At 46.5% G+C, this 12368-nt stretch carries 12 protein-coding genes and 2 tRNA genes; 3 read left to right on the top strand and 11 right to left on the bottom strand.

Going from position 1 to position 12368, the window contains the following annotated elements; all coding sequences use genetic code 11:
- The first annotated feature begins 264 nt into the window (after positions 1–264).
- The gene (locus tag BN93_RS04045) at positions 265–957 is read left to right on the top strand and encodes an NUDIX hydrolase (RefSeq protein ID WP_019187076.1); all 693 of its coding nucleotides are present in this window, start codon (positions 265–267) and stop codon (positions 955–957) included.
- 363 nt (positions 958–1320) lie between these two features.
- Here BN93_RS04045 and BN93_RS04040 read toward each other — a convergent pair whose 3' ends face one another.
- Positions 1321–1605 (bottom strand): winged helix-turn-helix domain-containing protein, encoded by a 285-nt coding sequence (locus tag BN93_RS04040; protein WP_044259821.1) that lies wholly within the window; start codon positions 1603–1605, stop codon positions 1321–1323.
- Positions 1605–2207, bottom strand: a complete 603-nt coding sequence (locus BN93_RS04035) for a hypothetical protein (protein WP_019187074.1) — start codon at positions 2205–2207, stop codon at positions 1605–1607. Before BN93_RS04035 ends, BN93_RS04040 begins: the two co-directional genes overlap by 1 nt.
- Positions 2208–2452: 245 nt before the next feature.
- Between BN93_RS04035 and BN93_RS18930 the strand changes: the two genes are divergently transcribed.
- Together BN93_RS18930 and BN93_RS04030 are read left to right on the top strand one after the other, a co-directional pair.
- Positions 2453–2587, top strand: a complete 135-nt coding sequence (locus tag BN93_RS18930; RefSeq protein ID WP_019187073.1) for a hypothetical protein — start codon at positions 2453–2455, stop codon at positions 2585–2587.
- Between the two features lie 67 nt (positions 2588–2654).
- On the top strand, positions 2655–3974 hold the full coding sequence (locus BN93_RS04030; protein WP_019187072.1) for an MATE family efflux transporter: 1320 nt from the start codon (positions 2655–2657) through the stop codon (positions 3972–3974).
- 97 nt (positions 3975–4071) lie between these two features.
- Here BN93_RS04030 and BN93_RS04025 read toward each other — a convergent pair whose 3' ends face one another.
- From BN93_RS04025 to BN93_RS03985, 9 genes are all read right to left on the bottom strand, one after another.
- Positions 4072–5082, bottom strand: a complete 1011-nt coding sequence (locus BN93_RS04025; RefSeq protein WP_044259725.1) for a hypothetical protein — start codon at positions 5080–5082, stop codon at positions 4072–4074.
- Complete coding sequence (locus BN93_RS04020) at positions 5072–6934, bottom strand: peptidase U32 family protein (protein WP_044259724.1); 1863 nt, start codon at positions 6932–6934, stop codon at positions 5072–5074. The genes BN93_RS04025 and BN93_RS04020 overlap by 11 nt, the downstream gene beginning before the upstream one ends.
- 13 nt (positions 6935–6947) lie before the next feature.
- Positions 6948–7865 (bottom strand): homoserine O-acetyltransferase MetA, encoded by a 918-nt coding sequence (gene metA, locus BN93_RS04015; protein ID WP_019187069.1) that lies wholly within the window; start codon positions 7863–7865, stop codon positions 6948–6950.
- A gap of 649 nt (positions 7866–8514) precedes the next feature.
- On the bottom strand, positions 8515–8790 hold the full coding sequence (locus tag BN93_RS04010) for a hypothetical protein (protein ID WP_019187068.1): 276 nt from the start codon (positions 8788–8790) through the stop codon (positions 8515–8517).
- A gap of 597 nt (positions 8791–9387) precedes the next feature.
- Positions 9388–9759: a hypothetical protein gene (locus tag BN93_RS04005; protein WP_044259723.1), complete on the bottom strand. Its 372-nt coding sequence runs from the start codon at positions 9757–9759 to the stop codon at positions 9388–9390.
- A 23-nt stretch (positions 9760–9782) separates the two neighbouring features.
- Positions 9783–10085 (bottom strand): winged helix-turn-helix domain-containing protein, encoded by a 303-nt coding sequence (locus BN93_RS04000; RefSeq protein WP_019187066.1) that lies wholly within the window; start codon positions 10083–10085, stop codon positions 9783–9785.
- Between the two features lie 138 nt (positions 10086–10223).
- A complete protein-coding gene (aspS, locus tag BN93_RS03995) occupies positions 10224–11984 on the bottom strand; it encodes an aspartate--tRNA ligase (RefSeq protein WP_019187065.1) in 1761 nt (586 codons plus the stop codon).
- Between the two features lie 213 nt (positions 11985–12197).
- A tRNA-Lys gene (locus BN93_RS03990) sits at positions 12198–12270 on the bottom strand.
- Positions 12271–12290: 20 nt separating this feature from the next.
- Positions 12291–12363: transfer RNA gene (locus BN93_RS03985), tRNA-Lys, on the bottom strand.
- Positions 12364–12368: the final 5 nt, after the last annotated feature.

The following is a 12368-nucleotide window of genomic DNA, read 5'->3' as shown; positions in this document are numbered from 1 at the left end:
AAAATAAGCCCGAGGCACCGCCAGTGCGCATTGAAAAGAGTAGACAATTGGAACTATTCTAAGCAAATCCTTAACCCAAACTGGCGCAAAAGTTAGGGCTGAGTTAGGGCAAAACAACATCCATTCTGAACGAAACAAAGCGGCTGTTAATTAGCTGTTTACAGATATGCAGCACGTTATCTCGTGTAAATTACACCTCATTTGTTTGGCTATACGAAAACAAATGACTAACTTTGCGGTGTAACTAATACACAAGAAGTGCTTATGGAAGAGAAAAAGTATGCGTACAAATACCCACATCCGTCGGTTACAGCCGATTGTATTATCTTCGGTTTCGATGGCGGAAAGCTGAAAGTTCTGCTTATAGAGCGAGGTCAAGACCCATATAAAGGCAGATGGGCATTCCCTGGTGGGTTCGTACAAATGGACGAATCGTGCGAAGATGGTGCGTTGCGCGAACTAGAAGAAGAAACAGCACTGAAAGGAACCGCTGTGCAACAGTTTCACACTTACAGCGACCCTAACCGCGACCCACGCGAAAGGGTTATCACCGTTGCTTTCCTTGCACTAGTTAGAATACAAGAGGTGAAGGCAGGCGATGATGCCAGTAAGGCGCAATGGTTTGCCATAGACGAGGTGCCACAGCTGGCTTTCGACCACGATGTTATTCTTCGCGATGCGCTGAAACATCTGCGCGAACGCATCCATTTTCAACCTATCGGCTTTGAATTGTTGCCCGAAAAGTTCACCATGCGACAGCTACAAAACCTCTACGAGTCTATTCTCGATGTGCATTTCGACCGTGGTAACTTCTCGAAAAAGATGCTCCACTTCAACATTCTCACGCCACTAGACGAGACTGTAAGGCCTACCCCAAAACGCGAAGCACGCCTTTACCGCTTTAATAAGGAAAGCTACGACGAATTAAAGCAAAAGGGATTTAGATTAGAATTTTAGGTGATAAAGGTTTATGAGGCTAGAAGTTGACTAGTTAACGGGATTACAAGTTCAGAAGATAACGAGTTAACAAGTTGACTAGTTCACGAGTTGACGAGTTTACAAGTTGACTAGTTCACAAGGTTGTTAGTCTACAAGCTGACAAGTTGACAAGTTGACGAGGTTGTGAGTTTATGTGTTGTATTTCTCTCAAACTGGCTCAAAGTCATCACTCCCAAAGCTCATAACCAAACCTATTCACAGCAATTGACACCAAAGTGATGTCAATCCATGGCGAGAAAGACAATTATCGCCTACAAAAAAGGTGCAAGTTGCTGGCTTTTTCTAGACCGGCAACTTGCACCTTTTTATCTTGCGAAACTGTTACTTACGTATATAGTCTTTCAATGCGTCTACATATTCGGCAAAGGCCGCGCGCCCCTGGGCGGTTATTCGGCAAACGGTTCGTGGGCGTTTGCCTTCAAAGCCCTTCTCCACTTCAATATATCCTGCCTGACTCAACTTGTCTATTTGCACGCTCAGATTACCCGCCGTGGCTTCTGTTTTCTCTTTTAAGTAAACGAAGTCGGCCTCATCAAGCCCCACGAGCAAAGAGACTACGGCCAGTCGAAGTTGCGAATGCAACAACGGGTCTAACTCTCTGAACATCATTTACTCGTTTTATTGTTTAACAAATGGCCTGGTATAATCATATTGAACACCGAAGCGAAAGCAAAAAGCAAATGCCACCACACGTAAGGGTGGGCAAAATACAGGCTGTTTAGCATGTAGAACGCAACGATTGCAGAAACCAATGGCAGATAGGTTATGGTATGATTACGAACGATTACGCCCGTCATCGAGGTGCCAACACTCACAAACAAGAGTGAGAACGGCATCATAAGCGTCATGTCGGAATTACGGGTAATGAAGGCAGAAACCAACAAATACACAGTGGAAAGGCAGAACATCAGCCCCACAACCATCCAAACGCTATTGAGTGCACGGTCTGTATAGGTAACCACCTTTGGCTTCTTAGACTTCCACGACACAATGGCCCAACACAAAAACATTAGCCACCATAGTCCTGAGAACTGGTTGCTATGGGTTAACTTAACACAGGCGAACACCACTATACTAAGAACGAATGCGAAATAACCAAAATAGAGAAATCGGTTTCCGCGACCTACTTCGAGGTTTTCTTTCGTCGACTCTATCATCCGAGCAATGAGTTCTAAACTCTCTTGCTCCGTAATCTTCTTCTCTTCCATTACTCATGATTTTTAAAGTTACACTTCTATTGAACGCCATCTTCGCTTAACAAGCTTCGGCCGACTAGCTACATATTAACGAATAAATAAGTTTATATTATAAACCATACGGCGAAAAAAAATATTGGAACGAACCTTTTAGGAACCATATCCACTGCAAAGATAAATAAGTTTATAATATAAACCAAATGTTTATTAAAGAAAATAACGGGTGAATGTAAAGTTTTAACATTTCATGCGTTATTATGGAGAATCGAAAGGAAGAAGAAAACAATCGCACAACAGTAACAACCATCAACAGAAACACTTTCTTCCAACAAAACTTGCCCACTCATACGATTATCGCTAACTTCGCAACCGATTATGGGCTAGCTACCTAAACCGGCTTCAACTACCCTGTGTGGAAGCAGACAACGGGACAAGGCAAGCCAAAAAAGAAGAATGTAAATGAAACCGAGAGACAAAGAAATACTCAACATAGCCATCCCTTCCATCGTATCGAACATCACCGTTCCACTGCTAGGAATGGTGGATGTGGCCATCATGGGACATCTTGGCAACGCCGCTTACATCGGTGCAATCGCCGTGGGCAGCATGATTTTTAACGTTATCTATTGGCTATTCGGATTTTTACGAATGGGAACAAGCGGCATGACCTCGCAAGCATACGGAGCGCGAAACCTTGAAGAGGTAACCAAACTGTTACTTCGTTCTCAGCTTATCAGCCTGCTTATCGCCCTCGCCATCATCCTTTTACAATACCCCATCGCACAAGGCGCATTGTTCTTGATGCGTCCCACACCCGAAATCAGCCAAATGGCGCAACGCTATTTCAATGTCTGTATATGGGGCGCACCTGCTGTGTTGGGGCTATATGGTTTCATGGGATGGTTCATTGGCATGCAAAACACGCGCATACCCATGTTTATTTCCATCATGCAAAATGTGGTAAACATCTGCGTTAGCCTAGCTTTGGTGCTCTTTGCAGGCTTGAATATCGAAGGTGTTGCCATCGGAACGTTGGTTGCTCAGTGGTCGGGAATGCTCGTGGCCGCAGTGTTTTTCCTCACACAATACCGTCCCAAGTTGCGCATTCACTTTAACATGAGGGGCGTAATTACCCATTCTGCCATGACGTCCTTTTTCAAAGTTAACCGCGACATCTTTCTTCGCACCCTCTTCCTTGTGGCAGTTAACTTCTTCTTTACGTCGGCAGGCTCGGCACAAGGCACAATGATACTGGCCGTAAACACGCTGTTGCTTCAACTTCACACCATCTTTTCTTACTTCATGGACGGCTTTGCGTATGCTGGCGAGGCCGTAGGCGGCAAGTATTATGGTGCAAAGAACAAACTGTCTTTCAACGATACCATCCGCCGTTTGTTCGTTTGGGGCGGGGCAATGGTGCTTGCGTTCACCTTATTATATACGTTAGGCGGACGTAGTTTTCTGGGATTGCTCACCAACGACCAACAAGTGATAACCTCTGCCCTACCCTATTTCGGGTGGACCATCGCCCTTCCGCTTGCTGGTATGGCCGCTTTTGTGTGGGACGGCGTGTTTATTGGCATCACAGCCACACGCGGAATGCTCACCTCGTCGGCCTTAGCCGCCCTGCTTTTCTTTGCCACATTCTACCTTTTAAGGCCTTTTCTTGGCAACCATGCCCTATGGTTGGCCTTTATTCTCTATCTTGCCAGTCGCGGATTGATACAAACTTACCTCTTCAAACGCATCGAGGGCGTGAAGGCTTTGCAGCAAACGTAATACAATAACAGAAGAAAAGGTAAAAAAGAAACATCCCCCTTGCTGACCATTGGCCAATAAGGGGGATGCTCCTTTATAGGTGTACAACCCTTAACCGTTACTGATTAAACGACCCACAACGCGGGCAACGCCCTTTGGAATGCAGTGTTGCACCGCAGTTTCCGCAGACATAGCGACTGCGGTTGTAGGCCAAATATCGCCTAATGGCCCAATAACCATAGGCCAAGAGCAAGGGATAACCCACATAATAAAGCGTGCTAATGCTGAAAACGATGTAGTTTACCGCACAAACACCTGCCAAACCACACAGATAAAGCATGGCATCGCTAAACGGTAGCTTATGCCGAACATCGTCTATGGTGGCTAAACCGATGATGAGAATCGCCCAAACCGAGGCGAGAAAGACAGAAAGCAGCAGCGGAACAGTGAACGGATTGAGCGTGGGATGATAGTAAAAATGCCGCCAAGTGTCGGCCGCGAACAGCTGAATGCTGGCATAAAACGTGGCCGATGCAGCTACAAGTAAGGCCAAAAGCGTGGGATAAAACGAGTCGATGTCGCGCACATGCACCAAGAAAGCATTGGCACGAACAATTTTAAGTGCCAAATACAACATGCCTATGACGCATATCACCACGAGAAAGATGAGCAAATGTACATCCGAGAAGGTGGAAATAAACTGCGAAATGGGGTCGTCGGGAACGACATTGGGCAAAAGTTGTGTCTCGTTTATCCAGCCAAAGGTAGATTGGTCGCGCGCCAACTGTACCCAAACGGAGTCTTCACCGCTTGCAGGAACGATGCGGATGTCGGCCACAGCCACGTGGTCGTTACGTTTAACGTAAAGCGTGTCGAGCACAACGTCGGTAACAAGCTCTTCGGGCTGCTGCCTAACGAGCGGCAGCGAGTCGGCTTTCACCACAAAATTGTAGTTATTAGAATAATGGTGCGATGCCGAGAACGAAAGCGAATCGAGTTGTTCTTCGGTTAAGTCGGCTGTTCCTTCGTTATGCGTTGGCGGTTGATGGTAACAGCCCGAAAGCAGCAACAGCAACGCTAACAAGGACACGATGTTAAGCAACAAACCCTTTTTCATATCATTCTGCATATAAGTCCATTTGACACTCAGCACAATTAAAATCGAGCCTAAACCGCCTATTGTCGCCCAATTGCAGGTATAACGGCTCTTTCCATGTGGGCTTTGTACCACCATGTTTCACACAATGTCCCAACGAAAACCGTATGCAATGGCGGCATTGCATCAGCAAAGCATCCTTGGGTTGGGGCTTTTTCACCTCGAAAGCATCGCCAATGTCCGACAAACCTTCCGCTTCATAAAAGGCCTTCGACAAGTGGTTAGAGGCATTATAAAGGTACGAATGCCGCTTATACATGGGTGTCCATGCCAATGTTTGCTTGCGTTCGGGGGGTGTAGGCAACGTTCGTGGCTGGTCGGTAAGATGCAATGGCGGATTCATTAGTGCATCTGTGGCTCGCCTACGCAGGTCGGCCAACAGACTAGAAGGAATGAAAAGCCCTTCAACCGCAGGCTCCAATTCAACCTCCGAACAGGTGTAAGGCGTACTCCCAAGCTTAGTTAGCTGCCTAACGATGTTTTCACGTTGTGGCTTTTGTGCCTGCTGGTGTTCGCATTGCAAATGGTCTACGCGCCGTTGCACGCATTCGCCACCATGAATAATGGCCGTTTCAAGCTCCACCCCATCGCTTGTCAACCGCAACTTCATGTGCAAAGGCACTTTTCGCACGGCTGTTTGACGGGCCAACACCTTGCCGAAGGCCTCGTCATTGTTACGATAGAGCGACATTCCCGGTTTCAATCCTTCGGGCATTTTCAGCGGAAAAAGTCGGTTTCCCTCGGCTCGATTTACCCGAAAGCCCACCAATTCGCGGTCGGCATTGATAAAGCAAAGCCCGTCGCCGTTGGCAAAACTAGCCGTAGTTGCCACGTTAAACGAATTGCCACGCAATTCCTTCACACGCCCAACATGCTCGCCCATAGCCTTAGGCGTATCAAACGAGGCTATGCCCTGCTGCCTTCCGCGGGCAAAATAGTCGGTATAGCCGCGGTTAAAGGTCTTTTTAAGACTGGGTTCAAAAGCATATTCCACCTTGCCAAGCGATGCACGGCAGTAGCGTTGCGGATATTTTCGCACCAATTGGTTCAGCTTTTGACTGTAAGCCGACACCACATTCTTAACATAGGCCATGTCTTTAAGTCGCCCTTCAATCTTAAACGAAGTGGCTCCTGCCTCTGCCAATTCCTCCAAATGGTCTATCTGGCTAAGGTCTTTCATCGAAAGCAGGTAGCGTTGGCGTTCGATAACCTTGCCCGTTGCATCTATCAAGTCGAACTTCATGCGGCAGAACTGCGCGCAAGCACCACGATTGGCACTGCGCGAAAAACAATGTTGCGACACATAGCACACGCCCGAATAGCTAACACACAGTGCGCCGTGCACAAAGACTTCAAGCTCGGCTTGCGGTAGTTGCTCGTGTATGCTCTTTATCTCGTCTATCGAAAGCTCTCGCGCCAAAACCACGCGTTCAAAGCCATGTTCCAGCAGCCAATTCACCTTTTCGGCCGAACGGTTATCGGTCTGTGTGCTGGCGTGCAAAGCTATTGGGGGCAGCTGCATTTTAAGTAAGCCCATGTCTTGCACCAATATGGCATCGGCTCCTGCGCGATACAGTTCCCAAATAAGGCGTTGTGTCTCGTCCAACTCATTTTCGTACACGATGGTGTTTACCGTAACATACACCTTTACCCCAAAGCGATGAGCGTAAGTGCACAGCTCGGCGATGTCTGCAACGCTATTCCCAGCGGCAGCCCTTGCACCAAAACGGCTTGCGCCGATATATACGGCATCAGCTCCGTGGTCTACGGCCGCCATACCGCATTCTAGGTTCTTGGCTGGTGCAAGTAGCTCTAAATGTCTCATTCGCCTGTGGTTATTATTTAATGTCGTTGATGTTATATGGGGTTTCCTGATATACATAATAGTTTATCCAATTGCTGAACAGCAGGTTGGCATGCGCTCGCCAGGTAACGAGTGGCGGCTGCGTTGGGTCGTCGTTGGGGTAATAATGCTGCGGAACAGACACGTCTGCGCGCTTTCCCCAGTCGCGTTTAAACTCTGTGTCGAGCGTGTTGGGCGCGTACTCCAAGTGTCCCATGATGAAAAACTCGCGTCCGCCGCGCGCCATCACCATGCCCACGCCGCTATGTTCCGACTCTACCACAAGCGTTAAGTCCTCGTTTTGCACGATGTCTTCGCGCCTAACCTCGGTGTGCCTGCTATGTGGCATGTTGAAACGGTTGTCGAAACCGCGGAATATCGGCAGCAAAGGCAACAGTGGGGTTTGTTCAAACACGCCGAACATCTTCTCTTTTAACGGATGCTTGGTTATGCCATAATGGTAATACAGTCCTGCTTGTGCTGCCCAGCAGATGTAAAGCGTACTGGTGACATGGGTTTTAGCCCACTCAAAAATCTCCGTAACCTCTGCCCAATAGCTCACTTCCTCAAACGGAAGATGTTCTACCGGCGCGCCCGTAACAATCATTCCGTCGAACTTTTGATTGCGCATTGTAGCGAAGTCTTCGTAAAAACTCATCATGTGTTCAATGGGCGTATTCTTCGGCGTATGGCTTTGCAGTTTCATAAAGCTCACCTCCAATTGCAGGGGCGTGTTAGAAAGCAGGCGTATAAGGTCCGTTTCGGTTGTTATTTTCAACGGCATGAGGTTGAGAACAACAATCCTAAGCGGCCGAATGTCTTGCGTGGTGGCTCTCGAACTGTCCATCACGAAGATATTCTCACGCATAAGAATGTCTATTGCGGGTAACTTATCGGGGATGCGTAGTGGCATTGCGGCTTACTTTAACAAAGCTAAACTTGAATATTGGCACGCGAACAAACAGCAAGGTGTTTGCTTTTGCACCTCGCACTCTTGCTTGCCTTATGCAAAGGTAGCAATTTTTGGCGAAACAAGAAAGCGGAAACGTGGGTTAGACGATGGGAATGGTTAACAAAACAAGCACTTGCAAACTCGTTTATCGGTCGACTTATCAACTTATCAACTCGCTAGCTGATATACTTGCCAACTAATAAACACACCCGAAAACCAGAAACCAGCCTACTCGTCAACTTGTTTACTTGCTAAATAGCCAACTTACTAACCCCTCTACTCACCAACTTGTTTACTTACTAACTCGCCAACTTGTGTACTCGTCAACCAGTCTACTCGTTAACTTGCCAACTTGTTTACTCGTCAACTTGTCTACTTGTTAACTCGTCCACTTTCCTACTCGTCAACCAGCCTACTTGTTTACTCGTCAACTTGTCTACTTGTTAACTCGTCAACTGGTCACCATTAGTCTTCTTTTCAGCATAATTTTTAACACTATGAGTACCCAAATCATCCACCAACCGCTCACCTTGTCTCAAAAAATCGATTCTCGCGAAGGTTTGTTTTGATGCAAAAAGGAGGTAGCCCGTGCATGTGGCAAAGTGAATATTTATTTACAGAAACCGCCATTTGCACCACATTTGGGGCTATTTGCAGCTAAATGCACTGCAATTTGCTGCAAAATGCAATGCGTTTTGATGCTAAACGCAAGGTAAATGCCGCTAAATGCAGTGCGTTTTGGTGCTAAACGCAAGGTAAAATGGTGCAAAATGCAGTGCGTTTTGCTGCTAAATGCAAGACGAAAAGCATAAATATACACTGCAATGGTATAAACAAAACCTTTTAGAGCCATGAAAAACATGGCTAAAATGGGCAAAATAGCCATTAAAAAGTGGGTTTTTAGGGGCAAAAAGTGGGTAATTGGGTGTAATAAATAATGAGTTGGCAAACAAAATAGAAAGGCTAAATGGTGCAAAATGCAGGTTCTTTTCTTAAAAACAGACAAAGCACAAGAAGTGAAAGACTAGAAATAGTGGCTATTTGCATGCTTTTTAACCTATTTCCTCGCTAGAACAGAGTGAAAATTAGAATAATATTGTAAAGTAAAAGGTAATAATTTAACTCTTTGGATTAACGAGGCGATAAGTTTGTGAGTTCGTGAGTTTGTGAGTTTGCAAGTTTGCAAGTTTGTAAGCTTGTGAATTTATGAGTTCGTGAGTTTGTGAGTTTGCAAGCCAGTGAGTTGAGTTGCCTTGCATTTCGTATATGAGTGGTCGCTCATCTTGCGTTGGCATCACAGAAGTGACAAACTCCTATCAATCAATAGGAATATTAAAAGTCAAGACGGCTACATGGCTTTGTAAAGAAAAAAAACAAACACAGGCACATTCTCTTTTCATTTCCTCTTCAACTACTGTCATTGCATGAGTTCTACGCAAAGACATTTGCCTACAAACGCCGCTAGGAAAATAAGGTTCACTGCCTAAAACAACGAAAGCGACATGTCCACAGGCGGAGCCTTTGGCTCTTCAACATCCGCATCCGTTTCCTGCTTAAATTGCAGCACCAGTTGTTGCGTTTCTTTCAAATTGAAGTTTAAATGGTACACACCCCGATAGGCGGTGCGCTCGATAAGCGAATGCGGCATGCGCGATTTAGTAATGAGAAATCGCGAAACAAACGCATGCACATCTTCGTAACTCACGGGATTGAAAAGCGAGTTACAAGCGTTGTACACATGCAGGGCTATTTTTTGCACGGCGAGACCTTCTTCTCCCGCCTCGGTTAACACCCTAAAAATCTCTTGTTCGTATTTAATGGCAGACATACAAAAACACAAAATAAGGGCCACCATGCTATTTGGTGGCCCTTATCTCGTTAAGCTAAAGTGACGAGTTTGTCTTCACCTTTAATCTTTCCTTCTTTAAAGAGCCATCCGATACCGAGCAAAACTTCTTCTTCGCTCTTATCAGAAGCCTTGGCAATCTCTGCTACACTAAGAGGTTTACCTGCTGCCGATAGGGCTTGATAAACGTCGCCGGCCCTAAAACCAACGCTTTCTGCGTCTATCACCCAATCGGGTTGTGTAACTTTCTTTGTTGCAGTTTTCTTTGCTGCAGGCTTTTTCGCTGTCGAGGTTTTGGTCTCTTCAGCGCTTTTTGTTGCTTTCTTTTCTGCCATAGTTATAAAATTTAAGTGTTTTGTACACTGAATGGAACAACAAACACAAATTTATCGTCGGCAAAATTAGTACATTTATTTAACATGCGGCAACTTTATACAAGAAAAGTAAAGCCTTTGATAGCAATGCGATACGATTTATTGACCTAAATCAACCCGAAGATGAAGTTCTTCCAACTGTTTGTCGTCAATAACCGATGGTGCATCCAGCATCACGTCGCGCCCACTGTTGTTTTTTGGGAAGGCTATACAGTCGCGAATGGAGTTCAGTCCTGCGAAGATTGAAACAAAGCGATCCAGTCCGAAAGCCAAACCAGCGTGGGGCGGCGCACCATATTTAAAGGCATTGATGAGGAAACCGAACTGAGCCATAGCGCGTTCGGGCGTAAAACCTAAGATGCCAAACATCTTTTCTTGCAATGCCCCATCGTGAATACGAAGACTACCACCGCCCACTTCGATGCCATTGCAAACAAAGTCGTAGGCCAAGGCACGAACACGTTCGGGATGCTCATCCAACAAAGGAATGTCGTCGGGATTGGGCATGGTAAATGGATGGTGCGTGGCCATGAGTCGCTGTTCTTCGTCGCTCCATTCAAACAGCGGGAAGTCTACAATCCATAGGCACTCAAACTTATCTTTATCGCGAAGGCCCAAGCGGTCGCCCATTTCCAAGCGAAGGTTGCACAATTGCACACGTGTTTTGTTGGCCTTGTCGCCACTCATGATAAGCACCAAGTCGCCATCTTTTGCTCCCATAGCTTGTTTTAGTTGGGCAAACACCTCTGGCGAGTAGAACTTGTCGATGCTGCTCTTTACCGAACCGTCGGTTTCGTACTTCACAAACACAAGTCCCTTTGCGCCAACCTGCGGACGTTTTACGAAATCTGTCAACTCGTTAAGCTGCTTACGCGAATAGTCGGCGCAGCCGGGCACGCATATTCCGCCGATATATTCGGCCTCGTTAAATACGCTAAACTCGCCTGTACCTTTAAGAACGTCGGCCAACTCAACAAACTCCATACCGAAACGCAAGTCGGGCTTGTCGCTTCCGTATCGTTTCATGGCCTCGTGCCACGGCATTTGGCGCAGCTTGGCAGGCAGTTCTACACCTCTAAGTTCCTTAAACAAGTGGCGTGCCATGTCTTCGAAGAGGTTGATAACATCGTCTTGGTCTACGAAACTCATCTCACAGTCAATCTGCGTGAACTCTGGTTGACGGTCGGCACGCAGGTCTTCGTCCCTAAAACATTTGGCAATTTGGAAGTAACGGTCGAAACCGCTCACCATAAGCAATTGTTTTAGCGTTTGTGGACTTTGTGGAAGGGCGTAGAATTGTCTGGGATTCATGCGCGAAGGCACAACGAAATCGCGTGCGCCCTCTGGTGTAGAGCCAATAAGTATAGGTGTTTCCACCTCGATAAAGTCTTTGCTATCGAGGAAGTTGCGTATAAGGATGGTCATTTTGTGGCGCAACTCCAAGTTCTTGCGCACATTGGGACGGCGCAAGTCAAGGTAACGATACTTCATTCTGATGTCGTCGCCGCCGTCGGTGTTCTCCTCAATGGTGAAAGGTGGCGTTTCGCTTTCGCTTAGCACATTGAGTTGCGATGCAATAATCTCAATGTCGCCTGTGGCAAGGTTGGCGTTTTTGCTTTGGCGTTCGTTCACCGTGCCCGTCACTTGTATGCAAAATTCGCGCCCCAACCTATTGGCACAGTCGCAAAGTTCCTTGTCTTCGTTCTCGTTGAACACGAGTTGGGTAATGCCATATCTATCGCGAAGGTCAACGAACGACATTCCGCCCATCTTCCTAACTCGCTGAACCCACCCTGCCAACGTTACCGTTTTACCTGCATCGGCTAGGCGTAGTTCTCCACAAGTGCTTGTCCTATACATGTTATTCTTATCAATTTAAATTATGTTTGCAAAAGTACACATATCCAACGAGAACTACAAATATTTGCAGAATGTTCTGCCAGTTTTTGGGTTTATTAATTTGCAAGAACAAGAACTTTTGGGTTAGCGAGCGCATCAGCTGTAATGTGGCACGCTCCTCGTTTTGCATACAAACAAAAAAGTAGCAAAGCCATTGGCCTTGCTACCTCTTTGTACATCCTTAGGGATTCGAACCCTAGACCCACTGATTAAGAGTCAGTTGCTCTACCAACTGAGCTAAGGATGCATACCGCATGCAAACCTTTGTACATCCTTAGGGATTCGAACCCTAGACCCACTGATTAAGAGTCAGTTGCTCTACCAACTGAGCTAAGGATGCATGTC

This window comes from Prevotella conceptionensis 9403948, from assembly GCF_000312305.1.
GTDB classification, from domain to species: Bacteria; Bacteroidota; Bacteroidia; order Bacteroidales; family Bacteroidaceae; genus Prevotella; species Prevotella conceptionensis.
The sequence above is the reverse complement of the archived record's forward strand: the minus strand, read 5'-3'. Positions and strand labels throughout refer to the sequence as shown.